Origin of the sequence: Edaphobacter sp. HDX4 (assembly GCF_036877565.1) — a bacterium.
In the GTDB taxonomy this organism is placed as follows: Bacteria; Acidobacteriota; Terriglobia; order Terriglobales; family Acidobacteriaceae; genus Edaphobacter.
In genome coordinates this window covers 1-26,382 of the sequence record NZ_JAEDXW010000014.1, presented here as the reverse complement: position 1 = coordinate 26,382, position 26,382 = coordinate 1, and the positions used below count along the sequence as shown (strand labels likewise).

Here is a 26,382-nt window from a genome sequence, read left to right as displayed (position 1 = left end):
CTTTATCTTCGACATCTCTGGCGGTTTACCGTCGCATAGGGGAAGAACGGTCCCGGCGGCTAGAAGTAGATCTTCGCCCCCAGCTCAGCTTGACGTGCTGCATTCAACGTCGAGCTGATGGTTCCCGCAGACGTGGAATCGATGTTCGTCGAGGGCGCCGCGAAGGTTGTGTGATTGAACACGTTATAAAACGAAGCTCGGAATTCGAGAGACCTTGATTCCGTGAATCGAACAGATTTGATCAGCGAGACGTCAAACTGGACCAGCCCGTCCGCGCGCAGCGTGTTGATTCCCCCGTTTCCATAGGTGTACTGGGCTGGGACAGCGAAGGCGTCTGTTGCGCTTGATGCACTACGGCAACTGGGATTGCGTGAGTCATAGAACCAGCAGTTAGCAGCCCGCACCATGGTCGGTCGGCCAATAACATTTGGCCGCTGACTGCCGGCACCCGTATTTGCCTGGTCCGAACTTATGGTTGGCGTGAAGGGCAGACCCGACTGCAAGGTAGCGATGCTTGACAGGTTCCAGTTCCCGATCACGGCGTTCGTCCATGCAGGAGCCTGAGAAAAGAATGCCCTACCGCGACCGAACGGCAGACCGTATAGCGCGCTCGCGACAAAGTTGTGCTTCAGATCGTAGTTGCACACACCGTAATACCGAATCAGGGGTGTATCTTCGCGAACAACGCTAGTGTAGGTGCCATCCGTCAGGCACTTCGCATACGTATAGGAAACCAGGAAAGTGGCTCCGGCAAAATTCCGGGCCTCGAACTTGGTCTGGAGAGCGTTGTAGTTTCCCATCCCGGCAAACTTCGAGTAGTTGATCGTCCCCCACTGCGCACGCGGTCTTCGGTCCTGGATAACACCGGGCCCGGGAGCGGGATCGTTGATCTGGAAACCCTGCTGCATATGTGTTGTTTTATTTCCCACGTACGAGACATCAAGTGAGATTCGCCCCCCGAACTGGTGCTGAACCGCCGCATTCCACTCCTGGATGTAGGTGTTCTGGACATCGAGCGCCATGGATGTCACGCTGGGAGTCGAACACGAATTCGCCACAGCCCCAAACGGGCATGCCTTTCCCGGCGTAGGATTCGGAGCAACCACAGGCTGTCCTTGATAGAAATCTGCAAGCGTATACGTCGGGGTCGTCGCTGTGTTGTTCAACGTCTGCGACGCTATAAACGGAACCGTATTCTGTGTGTTGTTGATCGCATTATCGTCTGGGAATAGATAGAAGATCCCATAAGCTCCCCGCAGTACAGTGTTACTCGTGATGCCGTACGCCAGTCCAAGACGAGGCCCGATGTTGAAATAGTCCGACTTACGAATCGACTTCGGAAGTCCCAGGTCGTCTGCGTATTCAAAGCGGTCAGAGAACAGGGGTACGAGCTGAGGCGTCAGCGGCTGCGCGTTGATAGAGAAATCACGTGGCAGAACCAGCTTGCCATTCGTCAGATCGAAGCCCGTGATCTGTCCTTTGTCTCCGGAGTTGTAGAAGGGGTTGATCTCCCACCGCAGTCCAGCGTTGATAGTGAGGTTCGGAAGCGCGTGGTAGTTGTCCTGAACATAGAACGACTGGAAGTTTCCCGCATTTCCCCAGAGGCTGCGGAAGCTGCTACGGCTAGCGCTGCGGGGATAGCCGAGCAGAAAGTCAGCCATGTTGTCGCCGGAATAGGAACCGTTGAAGTTGAAGGTTCCCGACGAATTATTGCCGGCCACAAAGGTGTTCGTATTGTGGAACAACTCATATCCGAACCGGATATCGTGCTTGCCGCTTGCATAGGTGACGTGGTCGCTGTACTGCCATGACCGAATCTTGTTCTGTTTGGGATAGCTGTTGTTCGATTGCCCGTTGTAATTGGAGTAGTTGGCGATCGTAACGCTGGGGAACCCGACGGTCGATGATGGTGCCAGGCCCTCCAGACCAGCAATTCCTGCGGCAGCATTGATGTCCTGGCCTTGAAGTGAACTGGTGAACAAAAAGTAGCTGCGGTAATAGGCGACCTGAAGTTCGTTAATCCACTTCGAGTTAAAAACGTGGGTCTCGCGGAAGAGGCCGTTCTGGCCGCGACTGCGCAGAGGGAAGACGCCCATGGCCGGATACGCATTAGGATCTTTCTCATGATTGTCGGCGATCGAATATCTTCCGGTCAGGTGATCCGCCTGTGTGAGCTGGTGATCGAGGCGTATATCTCCCTGTCCCAGCTGCTGCGTAAGCTTGTTGGTAAGGATCGCGCGCCCTACTCCATTGACGACGGCATTTGCATGCGGCATGTACCGCAGCAAATATGCGGACTGCGGCGTTGGTCGGAAGGTATTGGGTCCTCGGCCATCGTTGAGGGGCTGCTTCGTTATTGGATTCCGCAGAAAAACAGGGGTAGGCTGATTCAGTAAAGATGAGAAGTCGCCAGCCCGCTGAGCGTCTGTCGCTACAATACTGTTGAAATTCTGCTGCTGGTTGTAAAGGGTCTCCTGTAGATCGACGAAGAAGAATGTTTTGTTTCGGATAATCGGGCCACCAACCGCGAAGCCGAACTGGTTGCGATGCAGGGCGCCGTTCCTCGCATTCGAGCCGGCCGGCGGAGTGTAAAAATAGTTCGCGGCGTCCAGAGCATTATTGCGAAGGAATTCATAGAGGACGCCATGGAACTGGTTGGTTCCGCTCTTCAACGTTGCGTTGACGATGGTCGGACTGTGGCCATACTCCGCGCCCATGTTGCTCGATTCCACCTTGAATTCGTCCAGAGCGTCGACATTGGGCTGAATAACGGTTCCGCCCAGCTGAAACTCCGTGATGTTTGCGCCATCCAGATACCAGCCCGTCCACGAAGGTGAAAGGCCGTTGACGTTGACATTCACCGCACTGGCTCGGATCGATGTACCTCCGGCAGCGATATTCTGACCTCCCTGTATATAGCTGACTCCCGGAGTAAGCTGGGTCAGTTGCCAGAAGGTACGGCCATTCAGTGGCATGTTCTGAACCGTCTGCGTATCGATCACCTGCCCGACCGAGGACGATGCCTGGTTCAGCAAGGGCGTATCCGCGGCAATCACAGTCACCTTGTCTGTAATACCACCCACATGCAGCACAGGATTGATGGTCGCGCGCTGCGCCACCTGAACTTCAGTATCTGCAATCTGTGCTGGCGCGAAGCCCTCCCGGGTGACTTTAACGGAATAGTGGCCAACCTGCAGATTTGGGATCGCAAACGCACCGCTGTTGTCCGTCGTAACAGCTCGCTGTTCTCCGGTGCCCAGGTTCTCCACTGTGACCGTAGCATCAGGAATTGCGGCGCCCGTATCGTCTGTCGCGATTCCGAGGATAGTGCCGGTATTCGACTGCGCACGCATGAGCGGCGCTCCAAGCAGACCCAGGACCAGAAGCATCAGGCTTATCCATGTCTGTTTATTCTTTTTACGCATTGCGGGTACTCCTTCTAAATCGTCGTTCTATTGGTCTCGATACGGACATCCAGCTACACCCATAACAGCGGCTGGCGGATGGGGTAATTGCGGATGATCTCCTTGTCCGTGGGGTCCGGGTTCAGGGTCTTCCATAACGCGATGTAGTCCTGCTTATGACAGGCAAGGCCCGCAAAGAGCAGTCCCGGCGACCGGACAGGTAATGCATCGAAGTGCTCCACATCTTTCGCGTAGGGCCATTTGCCCTTGTCTTCGAGGTAAGGAAATAGAAACGCTGCCGCTTTGCAGAGTCCTCTGCCATCAGGAAGGGCGAAGGTCGTCAGATCCACACCGGAACCCTTGAGCGACTGAGCCAGCCCCGCCATGACGTCGAAGTTGAAGATCGAGTAGCTGTACGGCTTGGTTCGAACGAGTTCCTTCGGAAACGAGCCATCCTTGCCCAGCTGATCAGTCAGCAGGGTTCCCTTGAACCAGGTGCGAATCTCCTCGCGTGTCCCCTCATCTCCGATCAGGCGGGCATACTCAGAGGCCTGCAAGGCCCAACAAGTAGCATGATTATTTAGAGCGGTTCGCTCTTTTGTGCCCTTCTGGCTTGTCTTCAGCCACTCGAGATACTCACGAAACCACTGCTTCAATCCTTGCTTGTCCGAAGCAGAAAGGCTCTCTGGCCCCAGAAAGCTGGCTGCTCTGGCGACCTCGACCAGATGGAGCGTGTCGATAATCCCGTAACTCCGGCCGGTTGAGGCGCCGTGGACCCCCTGAGCGAACTCAAGATTTGGATTCATGCGGGTCGCGGGAGTTACGAACCAGGCGCGCAGATGGGCTGCCGCATGCTTGGCATATCGCGAATCTCCCGTGAGGAGCCACGCCGCGGTAAGAGCAGGCATCTGGAGCGAGAGGTTGACCATTGCCCGCCGATGGTCATCGAAGTTCTCCGGATTACTCTGGCCATCGCGGCTGATATAGGGTCCGTCGGGATTTTTCGGGTTCGGCCAGAAGTAGTCCGCCTGAGAGAAGAAGTCGTGCAGTCCCCCCGGGCTCTTAGGTGAGCGGAAGGCGGTGATCGTCACTGGCGCGATGGAGACATACTTTTTCGCCGCGCTTAAAATCCTTCCTCGATCGACCCCCGCCACCATCCGGTAGGCACTCGTATCCTGCCTGGCCCATGCAAATGCAATCCTGTGCCCGAAAACCGTAGCTGCCGCCCCGGCGCAGAAAAACCTCCGATTCACCATCAATTCTCCGTCTGATTTCGATTTCCCTCGACAAACAGCATTGCCTGTCAAAGCGGCCTCCACACTCCTCGCTGGGCCGCAACACAAGCAAGTGACTCACCGTTTGTCCCATTTTTTTGCGACGTTACAACACAAGCGACGTTTGCCCCAACGTCATAAGCCATTGAATTTGAGAGACTTATTTTCATGGGACTATAATTTCAACTTCGTATGATCTCGGAACCACCAAAACGCGTGGCTTGGATCCCCACCACGCCCGAAGAGCAGGAACAGGTCCTGCAGGCGCTCGAGGAAGTGCTCGCCAGCCCACACTTCATCAGCAAGCGATATCCTGCACTGCTGCGCTATGTCGTTAACCAGACATTGAAGGGACGCGGCGATGAGATCAAAGAACGTACGGTTGGGATCGAGGTCTTTGGCCGACCGCCCGACTACGACACCAACACGGATACAGTCGTGCGGTACTCGGCGGGAGAGGTTCGCAAACGGCTCGCCCTGTACTACAGCACCCGGATCGATCCCCCACTCGTAATCAGTCTCACCCCACGCTCCTATCGTCCAGAGTTTTCAAGGTTGGACCCACCCGTAGAGTCAGTCGGCCCTGTAGCTGAAGACACTCCAGCCATAATCCTCCCTGAAGCGGTTCCACTGGCCGCTCCTCCTCCCCAGCGGCGACATCTGCTTGCGTGGTCTATCGCAGCTACGTCACTGTTGCTGCTGTTGGTCGCGGTCGTACGAACCTGGAACACCGGCCGAACCGATGCTGTGGAGCGTTTCTGGTCCCCAATCCTTCAGCAGAAGACACCAACCATCATCAGTCTAGGCGGCGTCACGTTTTCGCCTCGTTCGAATAGCGGAACGCGGGTCGCCTCCGATGTCAGCAGCATGAATCCCTATCTCTCTTTTGAGAATGGCTTGGCAATGGGCCGAGTTGCTGCCCTGCTCAACACCCGCGGCGGATCCTATCGCGTGCAGCCGGCATCCTACACAACCCTGGCCCAGATCCGTGAGAATCCCACAGTCCTGATCGGGGCCTATAACAACGAATGGACCGACCGGATCGTTGGACCGTTGCGCTTTCATTTCACGCCCCACCCCGAGGAACGCATCGTGGACGCGCAAACCCCAGGTCGATTCTGGGCGCGCGACCGATCCAAGCCCTTCACCGATACTCCGGACTACGCCCTCGTCGTCCGCTTTCGCAACCCCACGACTGATAGCTTCGTCGTCGTCGTCGCCGGGATCCAGCGGTTCGGTACCGACGCCGCCTCCCAGTTCGTCACCTCTCCGGAGCTACTGCAGGAATTCAATCGCCACGTCGGCTGGAACTGGCAGGATAAGAACGTCGAGGTTGTACTGAAGGTCGACGTCGTAAACGGGCGAGCCGGAGCTCCTATCATCGAAGCCACTCATCTCTGGTAGCCCGGCGTCACGGCTGATGGCCAGACGAGCGGAACAAGCAAGGCCGCCCCATCAAACAGCCAGTGCGGAGTCCGGTGCTTCCACAAAAGAGATGCCATATCGCTGAGATATCTCTGCCAGGCGAGGCAAGTCCGCGGGAATAACCAGCGGGCTGATCTCTTCGAGATAACGCTCCATTCCGGCCGGCGTAATGATCGCCATAATCCTTCCCACCGTCTGCCCCGTGTTGCGAAACGTATGGACGCTTCCCCGATAAGCCACTCGTGTCTGCCCCTTCTCGATGGGCACCCACTCTCCTTCCTTCAGAATCGCGAAATCTCCCTCGATCACGCGGAATACCTCATCCTCATTCGCGTGTTTGTGCGGCGGCGGACCTCCTCCTGGAGGACATGTCTGAACGATCGCCGCCAGTACACCTCCCGTCATATCTCCGCTCACAACCACATCTACGTCTTCGCCAAAAACTGGGAAGCTCTTGATCACTTGCATCTCAGACTCCTCTTCGACGACTGCTCTCTTAATCAGGATCAGGAATTTCTCTTCGTCTTACCACGTGTTGCTTTCGTACTCTGCTGCCGAAGCGCCGCGAGCAGAGTCTTCATCGCCCACTCAATCGCTTTGGCCGACTCTCCCGGCGCCAGATGAGAACGGTAACGCAGTGTCTCCCATGCGCGCGCGCCAAACAAGACCTGGAAGATTCCCACCACTCGTAATCGTTCTTCTTCGCTCAGGTGAACGGTAACGCCTTCCAGCGCTCTCTCCACTCCCTTTCGCCGCCTCGGATTGTCGCGCTCGCGCATCTCACGGCCCGCATCCGATTCCAGCAGGCCGCGAATCAGATCTGCATTCTGGTCAAAGTGATTGAAGACGTAGTTAACAGCCGCTAGCATCTTCTCCTCGGTGTCCGGATATTGACTGAGCTGAAGTCTGCGATCAACCTCTAACCACACCTCAGTCAGAAGCTGGTTCCGCTCCGGGAAGTAACGATAGACCGTCCGCAGTCCAATACCCGCGCGCCTCGCAATCTGCTCGTGCGATAACTCGTCTCGTGGGCTCTCCGCGATAAGGGAGAGCGCCGCCTCAATGATGGTCTGTCGAGTCAGCTCTGTCTGCTTCAGCCGCAGAGTATTGTTATAGGTCCGTGTACTCATTTGATGACAAAATATTGTCATCAATATCTGTTGCTGTCAACATGAAAGCTGCAGGCGGGGCTTCGTTCGCTTCGATGTAAGCGAGCTTCTATGTAGCCGCAGTTCGCGATGGCTCGCTGGTGCTGGGCTTGCCATTCTCGATGTGGCCAGCGAAGCGCCGAAGAAATGGCGCCTTCGCGTCAGACGTGCGAATCACGACGTCAAACCAGCCGTTGCTTGAGACAACAGCTAGCTCAACCGAATCTTCTCCACCAGCATCAATTGTTTTCTTCTCGCGGACTTTGGTGTGATTCTCTTCCACCGTATAGACGCAGGCCGACTCACTTGGATTTTGCACTGATACGTGGAGTGTCATCGCAGTCGGATCCTGCTTCACGCTGACAATCGGCTCGCCCTTCGAGATCGTTCCCTTTTGATAGACCGTATATCCATTGGGTCCGTGGACCGCGAGATCGTACCGGCCTCCCTCTTTCTCCAGCCAGAAATCAGTCAGCGCGTCTCCGGCGGAAACCGTGTAGCGTCTCGGTTCTTCTTGAGGCCGCATGCGGTCATATATGTAAAAGGCAGCCCCCGCTGTTCCCTTATTAATCAGATCGATGGCGACGCGATCGGCTTCAACCCTGCAGGCCGTCTCTAATTGGTAAGGCAGCGCACGGGCCGGACGAGTTCCCTTCTCCTGCTCGGGCACAGCCTGAACCTTAGGCACCGAATACGGCTGATGGAGTGATTTGATGGGAGCCGGTGGAGAGAACGCATGGCTCGGTGATTTCGCCGCGCTTGAGAAGTCAAACGCTGCAGTCAGATCACCACATACCGCGCGACGCCATGCGCTGATGTTAGGCTCCTGCACCTCGAATCGTCTCTCGAGAAACTGCAACACAGACGTGTGGTCGAAGACCTGCGAGCACACCCATCCACCCGTAGTCCACGGCGAGATGACCAGCATAGGAACCCGCGGTCCCAGCCCTATCGGCTGAAGACCTCCTGGATCGGCCCCGTGAATGATCGGGCGCCGCTGATCCGGATACTTATCCATATCGATAAATTCGTCTTTGAGACTCTCGCGCAGATCAGCCGACACAAGCCCATACTGACCGGCCGCCTGTGTCTTGGGCGGCATCGGAGGAACGATGTGATCGAACAGCCCATCGTTCTCGTCGTAGTTGATCAGCAGAACGGTCTTGCTCCAAACATCGGGATTGGAAGTCAACGCATCCATGACCAGTGAGATGTAGTACGCTCCGTCCGTCGGCGACGCCTCTGGATGTTCGCTGTATTTATAGGGCGCAACAATCCACGAGACCTGTGGGAGCCTCCCACCCTGCACATCTTCTTTGAAGCCGAGCAGTGATCGATTCGTAACACCGTTCTTCACAAGGGCACTTGCAGGCGAGGCTCCCTCCTGGACTTGATACTGTGCGAAAAACTCAAGCGAGTTGTCGGTATAGTTGTCCGTCGGCTCACCGGGAACTCCGGTTCCACCCTGATATACCTTCCAGGAGACGCCCGCTTTCTCAAGCCGCTCGGGGTAAGTTGTCCACGTATAGCCGTTCGTGTGATGACGCTCATCGAACCCCGGTCCATTAGGCCTTGTTCCATATACGTTTTGAGCATCGATCGTTCCCGACCACATGTAGATCCGATTGGGACATGTGTTCGCATGCACAGAGCAGAAATAAGAGTCGCAGATCGTAAATGCATCCGCCAGGGCATAGTGAAAGCTCACGTCATCTCGATTGAGATAGCCCATGGTCATGACGTCCTGCTTCTGATTGACCCATCGATCGTGACGCCCATGATTCCAGGCAAGGTGTCCGCTGCTCCACCCGTGATCGGTACCGGCTTGAAACTCGGTTGTCTTCTGCGGATTGATATAGAACGGCAGAACATACGTCGCGTTCTCAGAAAGTCCCCGGTCGTGATACCGCTTTGTCTTCACCTCCGCCGTAGGCTGATGCCACACAGATCTTCCATCAGGCAGCAGGACCGGCCGGGGATCGTCGAACCCACGCACCCCACGCAACGAGCCGAAGTAATGATCGAACGAGCGATTCTCTTGCATCAGGATGACGACGTGTTCGACATCCTTGATTGTCCCCGTCCGCCGATCTGCAGGAATCGCGAGTGCTCGTTGTATGGCCGCCGGCATCATGGTTCCACCAGCAGCGGCTGCGGCAATCTTCAGGAAATCGCGTCTTGTCTTCATGTCCCTCAATCAACGAAGAGAGAGCCGGCCAGAAGCGCCGGCTCTTCTTCCATACGTTTTCCAGCGCGTAATTAGAACTGCAATCTCATCGAGACCTGGCCAGTTCGCGGGCTTCCAAAGTCCGCCGTACTCGCCGCCGTAATCTGGCCGAACGCGCTGCTGGAGATGTTCATATTCGGATTGCCAAGGTTCGTGTGGTTAAGGATATTCGTAAACGTTCCTTCTGCGCGAAGCGAAATCCGTTCGGTGATCGCAAAGTTCTTGCTGAGGCCGCCAGACAGGTTGACCGTCCCCGGCCCTACGACGGACCCGTTCTGCACGTTCCCGAAGCGGCCGATCGGAGCCGGATCGCCAGGTAATCCGCGGCCCGTGTGGCACGGCGTTCCCGCCACCCAGCTAGGATCTCCGGGGCAGGTGAAAGCACCTTTGTTGAACCAGTTGCTTACGCTGCGACTGGTTGGAGTTGTGCTCACACCTACAACCCGGTCTACCTTCTGCGAACGTCCGCTCAGAGCCGCGCCGTTCAGAGCATTGCTGAGGCCCGAACCCGTTCCGGAAGGATCGCCCTGTCCGCTCGAAAAGTACGGGGAGAGGAAAGGTCCGGTCTGAACCAGGAAGATGCTGCTGATCTGCCATCCGCCGAACGCGGCGTCCATCAGGCGGTTCATGTTGCCGCCAAACTGCTTACCGCGTCCCACAGGCAACGCATACAGAAGGGTCGTATTCCAGCGATGCCGGCGCGAACCGTACACCTGGCCGAAATCGACGTCCGGATCGCCCGCGTACGAAGCCCGGCTGCCGCCGCTCTCACTGGCGAAGCTTGTGCTCGCGGGCCCCTGGTTGTTCGAGAGGTTCTTTGCCAGCGTGTAGGTCGTATCGAACGTCAGGCCCGAAGACGTGCGATGGTTGAAGTTCACCTGTGCCGACTGATAGTTCGAATCGGCCCCTGTGGAGCGCGTATTGATGACACCCCAGTTGGGGAAGGGCCTCGCCGAAAGAGGCTGCGCTGCCGCTGACGTCGTATTCGAGTACGGAAGATCGTTCAGGTTTGGAGCCCACACCAGGTGCTTCGTCGTCATTCCGATATAGGAGACGCGAAGACCATAACTGTGCCCAAGGTCTCGGTCCAGCGACAGAGAGAACTGCTGCGAATACGGGTCCTTCCAGTTCACATCGTTAGCCGTGCCGAAGTAGGCCTGACCATAGTTCACCGCACTCGAGCTGCTGCCGGAACCCGCATAGATGTTCGGCCATACATAGGCCGGTCCGGATGTCGTCTTTGTGTTGGCGTACTGCACGGTATTGGCCTGCAGCGTACCAGTGAGAGAGTAGAAGTTCGACCCCAGCAGCGTGATGTTGTAGAGCCCGTATCCACCGCGAAGCACCGTCCTGTTATCTCCGGTAAGCCGATAGGCAAACCCAAAGCGAGGTGCGAAGCGGGTCTTGATTGCTGTGCGCAGGCCAGAGGGCAACCCAGCCTGCGAATTGCTTACCGTCGGCGTACACGGTGCCCCGTTCTGCGGAGCCACACCCGAAGTCTGGCCAAGACCGCAGGAGTTGAAGCTCTTCAGATAATCCTGTGAAACCAGGGCACCCGCGCCATCGGGATAGATCACCCGGCCGGATTTAGCGATTGAAGGATCGAAGTTACCGATGTTTCCTGAAGGATCGTGATAGGCAGGATGATATTCATACCGCAGGCCATAGCTGAGAGTCAGCCGGTCGGAGACGCGCCACTGGTCCTGCGCGAACGCATGGTAGTGCATCGTCCGGCCGTCATTGTCTGCCTGCACGACATCGTAGAAGGTTGTGCTTGGAGTTCCGATCAGGAAGTCGGCGAACTCATTTCCGGTAAACGTCGCGGCAGAGTAATCGAACGTGCCGTAGTTATCAGCTCCGTTGAATCCGAGCGGAGTTACAGCCTGCATCCGTCGAATATCCACGCCGAACTTCATGCTGTGACGCCCCTTCACCCAGCTCAGAGTGTCGGTGTAGACATGCGTACGCGACTTCGTGATGGAGCTCAGTCGCTCCGGATTCAGACTCGTGAGATACGAAAAATCCAGCTCCGGCAGGCCGTTGTAAAAAAGATTCTGCAGACCCTGCAATCCTGAATTATCTGTGAATGCCTTACCGTCGAAGGGATTCTCCGAACCGTTGCTGTCGAACGTAAAGCCATACCGAAACTCGTTGATCAGGTTAGACGTGAAGTTATAGTTCCCGGCAATCAGGAAGATGCGGTCCTGGTAGGTCGTCGTGCTCGAAGGCACGAGCAGAGCCTCCGCGGTATCTTGAGAGTAGTTCTTCCATGTGAAGCGCGCGAAGATCAGCGCCTTCTGTCCAATGTACTGGTCGCCACGGATATCGAACTGGTTAGAAAACAGGGATGTGTCTTTGTTCGTGGAGTAGTTGTAGACACCGGGTGTGTAGTTCGACGTGTCCCCGATATTCGGATCGGGAAAGAAGGAAAGAAACTTCTGTGCAACCGGGTTGATCGGAACTGCGTTCAGCGCATACGTTCCACCCGTGAAGGGATTCGTCAGCGAGTTCACTCCGCTGACTCTCGTAAAGTCTCCCTTCTTCATCGCAGCCGTCGGAACATAGTACTGAACAGAAGTCGTGCGCGGACTGCGATACCCTTCATAGGTCCCGAAGAAGAACGTCCTGTCATGCCCGTTGTACAGATGTGGAACCACGACCGGCCCTCCGGCGGAAGCGCCAAAGTCATTGGTCACCAGGTGTGCCTTCGACAAGGCCCCATAGTCCTTCGCGTTCAGAGAGGAGTCCTGGTGGTACCAGAAGATGCCTCCATGCAGTTGATTCGTTCCGCCCTTCGTCGTGGTGGTCACCTCGCCCGGCTGCCCGAACTCCGCGCTGTTCATCACTCCATCCACACGCATCTCGGCGATCGAGTCACCCGAAGGGAACGCGTTCGCGATAGGCGAATTTCCGCCCGTCGCACTGCGCGTTGTAATGCCGTCGACGGTCACATCGGTCTGAAACGGGAGGCCGCCCTGCACCGAAAACGTAGGCTGCGTACCCCCGTCGGACTGAACGCCCGGCAGTGTCTGAATCATCGTAAGCGGGCTCGTGCCGCTGCTGCTCGCGCGATAGTTGGCAGGCAGGTCACGGACCGCCGTGCTCGACAGCGCCGCATCGATCGAAGGGGATTCCGTCTCGATCGTGCCCGCATCGCTCGCATTCACCGCAACCTGCTGCGCCACGCTCCCGACCTCGAGCACGATATCGGAGCGCAGTTCCTGACGTGCTGTCAGACGCAGATTACTGATCGTCTGCATGTTGAAGCCGTTGGCGGTCACCTCGATGGTGTACCTGCCGGCATATAGATTCAGAAACTGATAACCACCGGTACTGTTGCTGGTCGCGGTCCTGGTTGTAGCAGTGTCTATCTCGGTCAGTTTGATTGCGGCACCGGGGATGGAGGCGCCGCTTGCATCTTTCACCGTGCCCAGAATCGTTCCCTGGATGGACTGCGCCGTGGCCATGCTGGGCGCGCAAATCAAACACACAATCGCAAAGAGGGCGAGAAACAATTTTTTCTGGCGCATACGTGTGTGCAGCATAGTCAGTACGCCAGAAAAGCTGTTATCGATTTTTGGCAAAAGTGATGGTGATTATCCTAAAAATAATGAATACAGCTTCAGTCGCCGCACCCGCCAGCGCGCCGGAGCGTCGCCGATGGCAGCTCGTCGAAGAGCGCACGATAGTCCTTCGCAAACTGGCTCAGATGCCAGAAGCCCCAGTCCGCAGCCGCCTGTTGCACTGAGATTTGTGCCTCTCTACCAGCCAGGTCGCGTCGCGCTCCATTCAGACGAAGAATCCTCAGGTAAGCATTCGGACTGATCCCAAGCACTTGTTCAAAGGCGTATTGCAAGGTTCTGCGGCTGACATCGAAGGCTTTGCATAGTTCTGGAACGGCGATCACACGATTCGAATGATCCAGAACATACTGCCGAACATTCCGCACAATCAATGAACTCTGGACCTCGCGACGCGTCACGCATAGCGCGCGCTCGGGCGTAACGCATAGCTCGGCCACTGCCTCAACCAGATTGCTCTCGATCGCCTCTCGCGCGTTCGCGGAATCCAGAACAGCCGGACGCGAAGCGATCTCTTGGAGAACTTTGCGGATCAAGTGGCGCAGCATACCGCCCATTTGCACACTCATCGGAATTGTGTCGAGTCCCCGGGCCAGGAGACTCCGGTGCTCCGGATAGGTGGCGTTCAGATACCTTCTCAGCCTTTCGTGCTCGACTACGATGCCATAGATGTGGAAGTTCTGCGGCGTAATCAGCTCAAACGGTTGATGTCCCCGACGCACAGCAACGGAACCGCGCTCGACTCGGCGTAAATCGACGCGAAACGACCCTTCTTCTGTCGCAGGAATTCCGAACCACCATCCGCGCGAGCGAACCTCGCACGATTGACGCAGGCTCAGGTTCGTAGACTCGCGAAATACATGGACTGTACGTAAGCAGGCGCCGCGAAGCTCACCGGAAAAACTCCCACCTGAAAGCTGATCGTAAATCTGTGACCAGCCAAGCAGGTTGTTGGCTTGAGCATTCGGGTCATCAGCAACACGTCGGTACAGCAGCGGAGTCTCAATATCCGCCGTCGACACAGGACCGAGATGATCGCCAGATTCCACGTGTGGAGGTTATTACAATAACGTGTAACCCGTTTGAACACAATTCAATCTCGCCATGATGTCCTGCGCGGCGGACCCAACCTGCCGCTCGATTGCCATTTTTTGATAACTCCCGTGAGAGCCTCTTCCGCATAATGAACCTCAGGAGTGACATGGACGAAAGCCCACACCTTAAAGCCACCCTAACTACATGGCAGCTCTGGGGCATCGCGGTCGGCCTCGTAATCTCGGGGGAGTACTTCGGATGGAGCTACGGATGGGCAAGCGCGGGAACGCTGGGCTTCCTTGCCGTCACCGTTCTGGTCGCCACCATGTACGTGGCCTTTATCTTCAGTTTTACCGAGCTCACAACAGCCATACCTCAAGCGGGCGGCCCCTTCGCCTACGCGCAGCGGGCCTTCGGAGACTCGGCGGTTACATCGCCGGTGCCTCGACACTCGTTGAATTCCTCTTCGCTCCTCCAGCTATCGCACTCGCCATCGGGGCCTACCTCAACGTGCAGTTCCCCGGCTTGGCGCCCAAACATGCAGCCGTGTTCGCCTACCTCTTCTTCATGGCAATCAACATCATGGGTGTTAAGGTAGCCGCGAACTTCGAGCTGCTGATCACGTTGTTGGCCATCTTTGAACTGCTCGTTTTTATGGGCGTCGTCGCGCCAGGCTTTCATCTCAGTAACTTTGTATCCGGCGGCTGGGCAGGACACAATCACATCAGTCAGACCGCACTGCACGGCATGTTTGCCGCCGTCCCATTCGCAATATGGTTCTTCCTTGCCATCGAGGGTGTCGCCATGGCTGCCGAGGAGGCAGAGCGGCCTTCGCACTCTATCCCGATCGCTTCTCTCGCCGGCATCGGCACGCTTCTGACCCTCGCCCTTGGTGTCATGTTCTTCGCTGGTGGAGTAGGTAACTGGCGTCTGCTCGCCAACATCAACGATCCTCTACCTCAGGCGATGAAGATCGTCGTCGGCTCTTCCAGCGGCTGGCTGCACATGCTCGTATGGCTGGGCCTCTTCGGACTCATCGCGTCACTGCATGGCATCATCTTCGGATACTCCAGGCAGATCTTTGCTCTCGCTCGTGCAAGATATCTGCCAGCCGTATTCGGCAGGGTTCACCCGAAGCTGCAGACTCCGTGGATCGCAGTTCTCGCAGGCGGCGTCGTTGGGATCGCGGCGATCTACAGCGATTCATGGATCACCATCGGTGGACAGCCTCTGACCGCCAACATCGTCACCATGTCAGTTCTGGGAGCACTCGTGATGTACGCCACCAGCATGCTCGCGCTGTTCCGCCTGCGAAAGAAGGAACCCGATCTGGAACGGCCCTTTCGTGCCCGCCTCTATCCCTTCGCTCCACTCTGGACCCTCTTCAGCGTAGCTGTCTGCCTCGCAAGCATCATTTATTACAACCCACTGATCTCTCTTCTCTTCTTCGTTCTGTTGTTCATAGGGTATCTTCTACTTCGAGCTGTTAGACGCGTCCACGCCTAGCATCTTCGACTGGCAGAACACTGATGGCCTTCGCCCACACCATTCGCGGCACGACCTATCGCTTCGACGACCTCAAATCTCTGCTCGCCAAGGCGTCCCCTTCGCGCTCGGGCGACGACCTCGCCGGAATCGCCGCGGAGTCGGAGATCGTTCGAGCCGCCGCGAAGTTCGTTCTGGCTGACCTTCCTCTCAAGCACTTCCTCAACGAATCCGTCATCCCCTATGAAGAAGATGACATCACAAGGCTGATCGTCGACACTCATGACGCTCAGGCCTTCGCTCCTGTCTCACACCTCACTGTCGGGCAATTTCGCGAGTGGCTCCTGAACTCCACGCAGACCGCCGACACGCTCCGAGCAATCAGCCGCGGTCTCACCCCCGAGATGGTTGCTGCCGTCTCCAAGGTGATGCGCAATCAGGACCTGATCCTCGTCGCCAGCCGATGCAATGTTGTCACCCGATTTCGCAACACCATCGGTCTCCCCGGCACGATGGCAGTGCGGCTGCAGCCCAACCATCCCACGGACGATCCCCAGGGAGTACTTGCCTCGGTCGTCGATGGCCTTCTGTACGGTTGCGGCGACGCTGTCATCGGAGTCAACCCGGCCAGCGACAGCATCGCCTCCACCGTTCGACTGCTGCACCTGCTCGACGAATTCCGCCTTCGCTTCGATGCTCCTGTACAGAACTGCGTCTTGACCCACATCACCAATACCATGCAGGCCATGGAGCATTCAGCGCCGGTTGACCTGGTCTTCCAGTCCATCGCCGGAACCCAGAAGGCCAACGAGAGCTTCGGCATCACACTGTCACTCCTTCGAGAGGCGGAACAGGCAGCGCTCTCTCTTCAGCGCGGCACCATCGGTTCTGACTGCATGTACTTCGAGACAGGTCAGGGGAGCGCCCTGTCTGCAGGAGCCAACTTCGGCGTCGACCAGCAGACCTGCGAAGCTCGCGCCTACGCGGTAGCGCGCATGTGTCGTCCTCTGCTTGTGAACACCGTCGTGGGCTTCATCGGTCCCGAATACCTCTACGACAGCAAGCAGATCATTCGAGCCGGCCTTGAAGATCACTTCTGCGGCAAGCTGTTAGGTCTGCCCATGGGTTGCGACGTCTGCTATACCAATCACGCGGAAGCGGACCAGAACGATATGGATACACTGCTGACTCTGCTTGCCGTCGCCGGAGTCAACTTCATCATCGGCGTGCCAGGCGCCGACGACATCATGCTCAACTATCAAAGCACCTCCTTCCACGACGCGCTCTATGTGCGTCGGGCGCTGGGACTCAGGAGAGCTCCGGAGTTTGAAGCGTGGCTCAGAAGAATGCAGATCTTCGATGAGAAGGGAGAGTTCACCCTCTCCCGACGTACACTTGCCCGTCTCCTGCCGCAGAAGGGTCTCGAAGGCCTCGCATGAAGCACAATCTCGCACAGCCCGAGCCCTGGAAGATGCTCTCGAGATGGACATCCGCCCGCATCGCGATGGGACGCGTCGGAGCCAGCATGCCCACTCGATCCGTGCTGGACTTCGACATGGATCACGCTCGCGCCCGCGACGCCGTCCACGCTCCCTTCGACACTGGTGCCATGCAAAGCGCACTTGAAGAGGCCGGCTTCTCTGTTGTGCCGGCACGAAGCCGCGCTCGCAATCGTGCGGAATATCTTCGGCGGCCTGACCTTGGTCGAGCTCTCGATCCTGCATCTGCGGAATCTCTTCGCCTTATGAGTCCTGCTCCTTCCGGGACCCTCACAGTAGTCGTTGCCGATGGACTCTCTTCCCTCGCCTCCTCGTCTCATGCTCTTGGCTTTCTGCTGCGTCTGCGCGACGGTCTGGTCGACTGGCATCTGGATCCCATCGTCGTGGCTACCCAGGCGCGCGTCGCTCTGGCCGACGAGATCGGCGAACTCCGCCAGGCCGAGGCGGTGCTCATCCTTATTGGAGAAAGGCCCGGCCTCAAGTCTGCCGACAGCCTCGGGGCATACCTCACATATGCCCCACGCAAGGGACGTATGGATTCGGAGCGCAACTGCATCTCCAACATCCGTCCTGCAGGCATCTCCTACGATGTCGCGGTCTTCAAGCTGCTGCACCTGCTCGATCGAGCGCGTGCAATCAGCGCCACCGGCATCGTCCTCAAAGATGACAGCGATAAGATGCTCGGATCTCCACTCCCGGAGCCCCCGTCACTGCCTACTCCTCCCAGGCGCTGACGTCAGACGCTGGCGCCCCGCTCCAGCCCTTCTACTAGGCCGCGCAAGCGCGCTAGACTGGTGCAGGCTGGAAATCCTATGACTTGTTCCACTCACCCTCAGGAGAAGACGCTCAAGGGATGCTGCGCTCCCTCCTCCCAGCGGGCGACCAACTTTAGCGGCGAGTCGCAAATCCTTTCTCCGACTGAGGTCCGTCCCGAGATCCGCGAACGCATGATCTCTCTGGAGGGCGGCACCTTCCTGATGGGAACAGATGCTCCCGATTCCTTCCCTCTGGACGGCGAAGGCCCCGTGCGGCCCGTGATTGTCGATCCCTTCCTGATGGACGCCTACCCGGTCACCAACGACATCTTCCAGCAGTTCGTGACCGCCACCGGATACAAAACCGAGGCCGAAGTCTTCGGCTGGTCCTTCGTCTTCTGGTCGCATATCCCTGCGTCGCGCTTCTCCAGTCTCGTCGAAGACACCGTCGCAGCCGCACCATGGTGGTGCAAGGTCTCCGGAGCAAGATGGAACGCTCCCGCCGGTCCCGGTTCCACCCTCGAAGGCCTCAAAGATCATCCCGTCGTTCATATCTCCTGGAACGACGCTCAGGCCTACTGCCGCTGGAGTGCCCAGCGACTGCCCACTGAAGCCGAATGGGAGTATGCCGCCCGCGGCGGTCTCGAGCAGAAACTCTACCCATGGGGCGACAAGCTCCGGCCGGACGGCGAGCACCGCTGCAACATCTGGCAAGGGGAGTTCCCCCATCACGACACCGCCGATGATGGCTACGCCGGAACCTGCCCCGTCGATGCCTTTCCTCCAAACGGCTTCGGTCTCTATTCCATCACCGGCAACGCCTGGGAGTGGTGCTCTGACTGGTTTGACACCGAGTTTCACCGCACCGCCAGCCGCAACAATCCCGCTGGTCCGCCCAGCGGCACCTCGAAGGTCATGAAGGGCGGCTCCTTCCTCTGCCACAAGTCCTACTGCAACCGATATCGCGTCGCCGCTCGCAGCTCCAACACTCCCGATAGCTCGAGCTCGAACATCGGCTTCCGCTGCTGCCGCTAAACTCTCCCGGACGCTCTTTCTCTTGGCATCACAAGAGATACGTCTAAAATTTTTCCGTCTTCGAAATCACCCGCAGCCCTGATTCTGCATCTCTTGTGTTGAAGCGTTCAGGCCATTGCTGTGTCCCCTACGCAAAGTCCATGGATCTTCTTTAACTTGTTGGATTTGGCAGAGCTTTCGCTTACCGGCAACTGCAATGGTTTCTCCCCGGCTGGGACGATAAGGAGATCGTCTGGCCGTATAGCGGCCACGGGCCCTTCAGGGAGTTGCAAGTGCTTCCGCGCACTTTGCCACCCACGATAAAAACCAGAACCAACCCGGAGCTTCGGCCGAGCACGCAGGGCCGCTCCCTCTTTTAGGAGCAGTGATGAAAACCCGTCTGGATTTACCCGCACCTTCCCCAAAAATTCTTGCCCTTCTTCTGTCGGTCGTCGTCTTCCTGTGCCTTTCCGGCCAGTCAGCGCACGCGCAGTATCGCGCAGGCCTTCAAGGCACCGTGATCGATCCGACGGGAGCCGTCGTCCCCGGGGCCAGCATCACCATTGTCGACAAGGAGACAAATCAGACCCAGAAGGGCACCACCGACGGCGCAGGAAACTACACCTTCAACCGACTCGCGCCCGCGCCCTACACCGTTACCGTTGAAGCCCCGGGCTTTGCCACTAAAACAGTCGACAACGTCAGCATCGTCGGTGAAACAATGCAGGGACTCAACATCACCCTCGAAGCCGCAGGCGGACAGCAGTCCATCACCGTCACCGACACCGCCCCCGCCATCAACACTGCAACTGCGAATATCTCCGGCACCATCAGCGCGCAGCAACTGCAGACACTGCCCTCCTCCAACCGCGATCCCTACCAGCTCCTTCGCCTTACCCCCGGCGCTCTCGGCGACGCCTCGCAAAGTGGCACGGGACAGAGCTACTCTCTTCCCGGCAACGGAGGCATCGGCGGAAGCAGTGGCTCCGGCAGCATCTTCGCCGTAGAGAACCGCGCCCAGACCCAGGGCAACGGCGTCCGTGTCTCCGGCAACTCCTTTCAGATTGACGGCAGCCAGGTAAACTCACTCGCCTGGGGTGGCGGAGCCGTCATCACCCCCAACGAAGAGTCCGTGAAAGAAGTCCAGACCCATACCAGCCCCTACGATGCCACCGTCGGACGCAACAGCGGCTCACAAGTCCTCATCGTCTCTAAGAATGGCACCAACGAATTCCACGGCAGCGCCTTCATCAAGTTCCATCGTCCCGGGCTGAACGCCTATCAGCGCTGGAACGGTCCCGGCTCCGAGGGAGATACCGATCAACTACTGCGTGACAACAATCGCTTCAATCAGCTCGGCGGCAGCGTTGGAGGTCCCGTCTGGAAGAATCACATCTTCTTCTTCTTCTCCTACGAAGAACTCCGTAACAGCGGGCGCGATCAGGCTACGAAGTGGTATGAAACGCCTGAGTTCGACCAGCTGATCGCCAAGGCAAAGCCAGGCGGTGTCTCGGCGGCCATCGCAGGCTACCCCGGCGAGAGCGTCAACTATCAGTCCGTGGCGAGCAGCTCCAACTGTGCCTTCGCCGGTCTTAGTGCTGCCTACTGCCGCACGATTCCTTACAAGGGTGGAACAGCCCTTGATGTCGGTTCGCCTCTTCCGACTGCGCTCGGCACCTCCGATCCAACCTACATTGGCAATAACGCCCCCGGCACGGGCGGCGGCTTCGATGGCGTGCCTGATCTGTTCTATGTCAACACCGTCAACCCCAGCACTTCTACGAATCAACAATTCAACGGCCGCCTAGACTGGCAGCTCAACCCGCGCGATCTGATCGCCTACACCGTCTACTGGGTGCCGACCTCGTCCACCTCCTTCAACGGTCCCAACCGTACAGCCAATCTTTGGAACGTCGATCGCCTCGCATATACGCAGGCTGCACTCTGGAATCACATCTTCTCTCCGACGCTTCTTAATGAGTTCCGTTTGAATGGCGTTCGCTGGTACTTCAACGAGATCGCATCCAATCCTCAGGAGCCCTTCGGTCTTCCGCGTGGCAGCCTCGACACCATGGGCGGAATCGGAACCAGTGAGTTCCAGTACTTCGGCGCACCGGGACCCGGCAACTTCGCCCAGACCACCTATAATCTCCGCGACACCTTGACCAAAACCTGGGGCTCTCACAACATCCGCATGGGCTTCGACGGCTATCGAGAGCTCGATAACGACACTCAGACCTTCGCCGCCATCCCCGCCTATACCTTCCGCAACCTCTGGGAGTTCGCCAATGATCGGCCGCGCCTGCTGAATGGCAACTTCGATCCCCGCACCGGAACCCCGACCTCTGCTACCAAACACATCCGTTCTTACATCTACGCCGGCTACGTTCAGGATGACTGGCGCGTAAACGCCAACCTGACCCTCAACCTTGGCATCCGCTGGGAGTACTTCACCCCCACAACCGAGACGAACAACCAGCTCAGCAATCCTGTGCTTGGCACCGGCTCCCGCACCCTGACCGACGCCACCATGAAGGTCGGTGGCGATCTCTATAAAACCAGCCGCAACAACTGGGGACCTCAGTTCGGCTTCGCCTATTCCCTCAATCCCTCCTCAAATCATCTGGCTGTCGTACGCGGTGGTTTCGGCATCGCCTATAACCGCATGCAGCAGGCAATCACCCTCAACGGCCGGTCCAATCCTCCTCTTGTAACCAACGTCAACGCTGTCTGCACTGACACCGCCCTTACGAACTGCCCGGGCGTTCAGTATGCCGCGTCGGCAAGCGCAACCGATATCAACGGATATCCCTCCAATCCCGCTGCCATCGTCACGTTTGGTTCCAACGGTCTTCCGGTCGGAGGAGCTGCCCTGCAGATCGTTGGCATCCAGCAGGATCTCCCAACCCCTCTCACCTACAAGACGTCTCTTGGCGTGGAGTACGCCCTCACACCCCGTTGGATCGTCAGTGCCGGTTATCAGGGCAGCCTGTCGCGTCACTACACCCGGCAGAACAATCTCAACTGGATCTACTATCCCAATCTCAATCCATCCATCAGCAGCTTCAGCTACTTCTCGAACGATGCCACAGCCAGCTCGCACGCCTTCCTCGCAGAGGTCCGGCATACCTTCTCCAGGAGCTTCTCTCTCAACGGCCAGTACCGCTGGGGCAGGATCATGGATACCGCATCGCAGGATTACTACATCGATCAGTACCCCTACGACAACCGTTTCGCCTACGGTCGCGCTGACTACGACATCACCCACAACGTCAAGCTGTTCGGAACCTACGCTCCAAAGCTCTTCCCCAATAACAAGCTGCTCGAGGCAATCTTCGGAGGAATCCAGATCAGCGGAATCCTTCAGTACCACACCGGCTTTCCCTGGACTCCCATCTATGCCAACACCGGATGCAACGTCGTCTACGTGGGCAGCGGATACTGCAACCTCCGCCCCGGAGCACAGTTTTCCAACGGCACAGGAGACACCAGCAACGACACCTTCAAGCGCCAGGGTGGGCAGTTCCCCAATGGCGGTCTGGCCTACTTCGCCATCCCCGCCTACCCCACAACCGGAGCGCCGCCACCTCCAGGTGTAGGTCGTAACAGCCTGCACGGCCCCAACTACTTCGACACCGATATGGACGCTCAGAAGACCTTCGGCATTCCTCACAACACCATCTTCGGCGAGAACTCCGGCCTGACCATCCGCGCCATGTTCTTCAACATCTTCAACCAGACAAACCTGCTGCCCTTCAACACCGGAGACGGCAATACCCTCATCACCAGCAGCACCTTCGGTCAATCCAGTGGAGCCCTTGGAGCCCGCACCATCGAGTTCCAGGCCCGCTTCAGCTTCTAGGCAGGACCGCACCATGGACCACAACGGCACGTCATGCCGACAGGAGTGAAACTCTCAAGGAGTGTCATTCCAAACAGAGTGAAACACCTAAAGGAGTGTCATCCCGACCGGAGTGAAACGAAGTGGAAAGATCTGCGGTAAATCCCCGGATCCCTCCCCCTCCCGCCTCAGTCCGCACACCACCCTTGGCCATCCCATGAAATGCACCGGCGTGAAAAAGCGCTACCCGGAGACCCGATGCATCCCTTTTTACAATCCACCCGCAAAGCCCTCCTCGTGCTTCTCGTCTCCCTGGCGCTCCCCCTCTCCGCCCAGCAAACCATCCAGATCAACGCCAACGCCCCCACCACTCCCTTTCCTCATTTCTGGGAAGAGATGTTCGGCTCCGGCCGCGCCGCTCTCGTGCTTCGCCAGAGCTACCTCAACGACCTCAGAGCCGTGAAGCAGATCACCGACTTCCGCTACGTCCGCTTCCACGGCATCCTGCACGACGAGCTTGGCGTCTATAACGAGGACGAGCACGGCAACCCCGTCTACAACTTCGCCTACGTCGATCAGATCTACGACAACCTCCTCGCTAACGGCGTTCGCCCCGTCATCGAGATCAGCTTCATGCCCAAAAAGCTCGCCTTCAACCCCGACGCTCTCCATCCCTTCTGGTACAAGCAGAACGTCTCTCCTCCAAAATCCATGGAGAGGTGGGATGGCCTCATCACCGCCTTCGCAAAGAACCTCGTCTCGCGCTACGGTATCGACGAGGTCTCCCAGTGGTACTTCGAGGTCTGGAACGAGCCCAACATCGACTTCTGGGGCGGCGTGCCCAGCCAGCGAAGCTACTTCGAGCTCTACGACCACACTGCCCGTGACCTCAAAGCGATCAGCTCACGCCTTCGCGTCGGCGGCCCCGCAACTGCGGCAGCCCAGTGGGTCCCCGCCTTCCTCAAACACACCACCGAAAACAACGTACCCGTCGACTTCGTCTCGACCCATGGCTACGCCGACGACACCGTCGAGAACATGTTCCCGGACGATCCCAGCGTCCCCAAAGACCTCCCCATGGACCAGCGCGTCTGCCGCGCCGTCGCCAAGGTCCGCGGACAGATGAAGGCCGCCGGTAAACCCACCCTGCCGCTCTTCTGGACCGAGTGGAACGTCCCCGGCCACAACCAGTCCCGGGACACCACCTACGTCGGTCCCGCCCTCGCCAACACCGTTCGCCAGTGCGACGGCATGGTCGACATGATGTCCTTCTGGACCTTCTCCGACGTCTTTGAAGAAGGCGGCCCCGGCCCACGCCCCTTCATCGGGCAGTTCGGCCTCCGCGCCGAGTTCGGAATCAACAAACCCAGCTTCTACGACTTCGCCCTGCTCCACCAGCTCGGTGACTCGCGCATCGCCAATCCGGCTCAGGACGTCATCGTTACCAGATCTTCAGATGGCCACCTGAAAATCGCTCTCTGGAACCTCGTCGACCCCGACCCCGAATCGCTCCGCAACGGTAAGACCCGCACAATCACCCTCAGCCTTCAGGGTGTCCCCGCTGATGCACAGGTATCCATCCAGCGCGTCGACAACGAGCACGGAAACGTCCTCCCCGAGTACGCCAAAATCGGCAAGCCCGACTACCCCACCCCGCAACAGGTCGAGCAACTCAACAAGGCAACCGCACTCCCCGCCCCGGAGCAGACCCACCTCGAAAACCACCAGCTCACCCTCGAACTCGAACCCAACGCGCTCCTCCTTGTCACCGCAGCGCCGCACTAGTCCCATTAGCCGCATTGGCCGCTCCCTAATCTCCAGTGACCGGCGTATCCAAGTCGCTCACCACGGAAGAATCCCACCACAAAGCATCACCACTTCTTTGGAGATCCTCTCCTCCAAAGTGTCATCCTGAGCGGAGCGCAGCGAAGTCGAAGGATCTGCGGTTCGCCCACAATCGCAGCCCATCGATTAACCTGTCTAGAATCGGTGCAGTTATGTCCTCTCTGCCGATTCGATCTGTTACTTGCTTCGCAGCTTTCCTCTTGTTGTTCGTCATCTCTGCAGCAGGCCTCAGTGCGCAGGATCAGGTCGCAAGTCCGGCAACGAATACTGCAGAGATCGAACCTATCGCTCACATCCTTTGTGGTAAACAGGTCGCTCTGCTGGGTGAGCCGCCCATCCATGGCTTCGGGTACACGCTGGAATTCAAAGTTCAGCTCGTTCGTCGTCTCGTCGATGAGTGTCACTACAATGCGATCTTTGTCGAAAGTGGCGTGTATGACTACATCCACATCGAAAGGGAGTTGAGGTCTGGCCATGATGTGTCGGAGTCAATGATCTCCGCTGCAATCGGTGGCCTTTGGGCCAACAGAGAGGTAGAAGCCATGGTTCCCTTTCTTCGAGAAAGGGTGAAATCGGGCCGCCTCACCCTCGGTGGCCTTGACGATCAGATCGGAGCTGGCAGTTATGCTTCACTCCAGATGGCGCCTGATCTGGTGCAACCTCTGCATGGCGATGATAAGGCGCGTTGCCTCGCGATTCTTCAACGGCATCTGCTTTGGAAATACACAAAGGACGCTCCGTACGGTCCACAAGACAAGAACAACATGCTCGGCTGCTTGTCTGAAATTCAGACCCAGCTATCTTCCGCCAGGGAAGATAAGAGGTCCATCGAAGAGGACCAAGCCATGATCGACAGTCTTCAGCGAAATCTCGCACGAGACTTTACCGAAGATGACTTCACGAACAAAGATCAGAAGTTGAAATGGTTGAATGACCGCGACCGGTCCATGTATCTGAACTACAAATGGCTCCTTGCACAGCTGCCGCCGAAAAGTAAGGTAATCGTCTGGGCAGCCACAGTGCATACGGCAAAGAACTTGAGCGGCGTTGAGGGAGACGAGGGCAGAATCCCGTTCGGATCCTACATTCACAACAAGCGAAAAGACGGCGCTTTCTCACTGGGGTTCTCAGCCTACTCTGGCCAATACGCATTCATTCACCAGCCGATTCGACGTCTTGGCGACGCTCCACCGTCTTCCCTCGAAGCACAGATCTTCGCCCATACAAACTCAGACGTTGTCTACCTATCCGGCAAGCAACTCAAGAAGTACAACTCCGTTGCGGCGCGGCCTCTCGGAACCGCCTTCACGACCGCCCATTGGGATCGCGTTATGGATGGTTTGGTGCTCTTTCGAGCCGAACGAGCTCCCGCATGGATGAAGCATCCGAATCCCTGATGAAGAGGCTCCTCGTGTTCATCGCCACTCCATAAGATTCCGGGAGATCGGCGAGTTGTGAAAATATCTGCGGAAGAAGCTGGCCATCCCATCGCTCACCGAGCAGTGTCAAGCCCTCGCAGCTCACAAGTAAAACTAACCAAACCACTTGTAGATGCCGATATGTTACGCAGAAACCACTAGAATGGAATTAGCAGCTGAGAAGACAAAGCGACAATTGGAGCAATAAGTCCTCTGTTTTGATAGTTTGCCCGCAAACCACGTATTTTGAATAATTTACACTTCAAGTCCAGACCTAAGTCTCCTATTTCCAAGATTTTGCGCAAAAAAGCGGTAGGGGTGCCCTACCGCTTCACCGGAACACCGTATAGGGACGTGCGAGCCAGAATATACAGCGTCGATCCGTCCTTGCCACCGAAGACGAGATCGATCGGGCGCTCCGGAACCTTGAT

The 26,382-nt window shown here is 57.5% G+C and carries 15 protein-coding genes; 8 read left to right on the top strand and 7 right to left on the bottom strand.

Going from position 1 to position 26,382, the window contains the following annotated elements:
• Positions 1–59: 59 nt before the first annotated feature.
• Positions 60–3,425: a TonB-dependent receptor gene (locus tag JAO29_RS14205; RefSeq protein WP_334268900.1), complete on the bottom strand. Its 3,366-nt coding sequence runs from the start codon at positions 3,423–3,425 to the stop codon at positions 60–62.
• Between the two features lie 53 nt (positions 3,426–3,478).
• Positions 3,479–4,660, bottom strand: a complete 1,182-nt coding sequence (locus JAO29_RS14200) for an alginate lyase family protein (RefSeq protein ID WP_334268899.1) — start codon at positions 4,658–4,660, stop codon at positions 3,479–3,481.
• A gap of 234 nt (positions 4,661–4,894) precedes the next feature.
• Between JAO29_RS14200 and JAO29_RS14195 the strand changes: the two genes are divergently transcribed.
• Positions 4,895–6,082, top strand: coding sequence for a hypothetical protein (locus JAO29_RS14195; RefSeq protein ID WP_334268898.1), 1,188 nt, complete (start codon positions 4,895–4,897; stop codon positions 6,080–6,082).
• A gap of 51 nt (positions 6,083–6,133) precedes the next feature.
• Here the strand turns inward: JAO29_RS14195 and JAO29_RS14190 are convergent, their stop codons facing one another.
• From JAO29_RS14190 to JAO29_RS14170, 5 genes are all read right to left on the bottom strand, one after another.
• A complete protein-coding gene (locus JAO29_RS14190) occupies positions 6,134–6,571 on the bottom strand; it encodes a cupin domain-containing protein (protein ID WP_334268896.1) in 438 nt (145 codons plus the stop codon).
• A 38-nt stretch (positions 6,572–6,609) separates the two neighbouring features.
• Positions 6,610–7,233, bottom strand: a complete 624-nt coding sequence (locus JAO29_RS14185; protein ID WP_334268895.1) for a TetR/AcrR family transcriptional regulator — start codon at positions 7,231–7,233, stop codon at positions 6,610–6,612.
• An 88-nt stretch (positions 7,234–7,321) separates the two neighbouring features.
• Complete coding sequence (locus JAO29_RS14180; RefSeq protein WP_334268894.1) at positions 7,322–9,439, bottom strand: phosphocholine-specific phospholipase C; 2,118 nt, start codon at positions 9,437–9,439, stop codon at positions 7,322–7,324.
• Between the two features lie 71 nt (positions 9,440–9,510).
• On the bottom strand, positions 9,511–12,945 hold the full coding sequence (locus tag JAO29_RS14175; protein ID WP_334268893.1) for a TonB-dependent receptor: 3,435 nt from the start codon (positions 12,943–12,945) through the stop codon (positions 9,511–9,513).
• Positions 12,946–13,100: 155 nt separating this feature from the next.
• Positions 13,101–14,108, bottom strand: a complete 1,008-nt coding sequence (locus JAO29_RS14170; RefSeq protein WP_334268892.1) for a helix-turn-helix domain-containing protein — start codon at positions 14,106–14,108, stop codon at positions 13,101–13,103.
• Between the two features lie 244 nt (positions 14,109–14,352).
• Here JAO29_RS14170 and eat point away from each other — a divergent pair, with 244 nt between their 5' ends.
• The 7 genes from eat to JAO29_RS14135 all read left to right on the top strand — a co-directional run bounded on the left by eat (position 14,353) and on the right by JAO29_RS14135 (position 25,930).
• Positions 14,353–15,600, top strand: coding sequence for an ethanolamine permease (gene eat / locus JAO29_RS14165; RefSeq protein ID WP_334268891.1), 1,248 nt, complete (start codon positions 14,353–14,355; stop codon positions 15,598–15,600).
• A gap of 23 nt (positions 15,601–15,623) precedes the next feature.
• The gene (locus JAO29_RS14160) at positions 15,624–17,018 is read left to right on the top strand and encodes an ethanolamine ammonia-lyase subunit EutB (RefSeq protein WP_334268890.1); all 1,395 of its coding nucleotides are present in this window, start codon (positions 15,624–15,626) and stop codon (positions 17,016–17,018) included.
• Positions 17,015–17,812: an ethanolamine ammonia-lyase subunit EutC gene (eutC, locus tag JAO29_RS14155; protein WP_334268889.1), complete on the top strand. Its 798-nt coding sequence runs from the start codon at positions 17,015–17,017 to the stop codon at positions 17,810–17,812. Before JAO29_RS14160 ends, eutC begins: the two co-directional genes overlap by 4 nt.
• 78 nt (positions 17,813–17,890) lie before the next feature.
• Complete coding sequence (locus tag JAO29_RS14150; RefSeq protein ID WP_334268888.1) at positions 17,891–18,868, top strand: formylglycine-generating enzyme family protein; 978 nt, start codon at positions 17,891–17,893, stop codon at positions 18,866–18,868.
• Between the two features lie 367 nt (positions 18,869–19,235).
• A complete protein-coding gene (locus JAO29_RS14145; RefSeq protein ID WP_334268887.1) occupies positions 19,236–22,709 on the top strand; it encodes a TonB-dependent receptor in 3,474 nt (1,157 codons plus the stop codon).
• 237 nt (positions 22,710–22,946) lie between these two features.
• The gene (locus tag JAO29_RS14140; protein WP_334268886.1) at positions 22,947–24,473 is read left to right on the top strand and encodes a GH39 family glycosyl hydrolase; all 1,527 of its coding nucleotides are present in this window, start codon (positions 22,947–22,949) and stop codon (positions 24,471–24,473) included.
• Positions 24,474–24,736: 263 nt separating this feature from the next.
• A complete protein-coding gene (locus JAO29_RS14135; RefSeq protein ID WP_334268885.1) occupies positions 24,737–25,930 on the top strand; it encodes an erythromycin esterase family protein in 1,194 nt (397 codons plus the stop codon).
• Positions 25,931–26,382 lie beyond the last annotated feature (452 nt).

What these genes read in the sequence shown, in the direction of transcription:
- JAO29_RS14175 (WP_334268893.1), bottom strand. Translation starts at nt 12,945, where the DNA reads ATGGCCACGGCGCAGTCCATCCAGGGAACGATTCTGGGCACGGTGAAA.
- JAO29_RS14180 (WP_334268894.1), bottom strand. Translation starts at nt 9,439, where the DNA reads ATGAAGACAAGACGCGATTTCCTGAAGATTGCCGCAGCCGCTGCTGGT.
- JAO29_RS14205 (WP_334268900.1), bottom strand. Translation starts at nt 3,425, where the DNA reads ATGCGTAAAAAGAATAAACAGACATGGATAAGCCTGATGCTTCTGGTC.
- JAO29_RS14185 (WP_334268895.1), bottom strand. Translation starts at nt 7,233, where the DNA reads ATGAGTACACGGACCTATAACAATACTCTGCGGCTGAAGCAGACAGAG.
- JAO29_RS14150 (WP_334268888.1), top strand. Translation starts at nt 17,891, where the DNA reads ATGACTTGTTCCACTCACCCTCAGGAGAAGACGCTCAAGGGATGCTGC.
- JAO29_RS14200 (WP_334268899.1), bottom strand. Translation starts at nt 4,660, where the DNA reads ATGGTGAATCGGAGGTTTTTCTGCGCCGGGGCGGCAGCTACGGTTTTC.
- JAO29_RS14145 (WP_334268887.1), top strand. Translation starts at nt 19,236, where the DNA reads ATGAAAACCCGTCTGGATTTACCCGCACCTTCCCCAAAAATTCTTGCC.
- eat (WP_334268891.1), top strand. Translation starts at nt 14,353, where the DNA reads ATGGAGCTACGGATGGGCAAGCGCGGGAACGCTGGGCTTCCTTGCCGT.
- JAO29_RS14140 (WP_334268886.1), top strand. Translation starts at nt 22,947, where the DNA reads ATGCATCCCTTTTTACAATCCACCCGCAAAGCCCTCCTCGTGCTTCTC.
- JAO29_RS14190 (WP_334268896.1), bottom strand. Translation starts at nt 6,571, where the DNA reads ATGCAAGTGATCAAGAGCTTCCCAGTTTTTGGCGAAGACGTAGATGTG.
- JAO29_RS14160 (WP_334268890.1), top strand. Translation starts at nt 15,624, where the DNA reads ATGGCCTTCGCCCACACCATTCGCGGCACGACCTATCGCTTCGACGAC.
- eutC (WP_334268889.1), top strand. Translation starts at nt 17,015, where the DNA reads ATGAAGCACAATCTCGCACAGCCCGAGCCCTGGAAGATGCTCTCGAGA.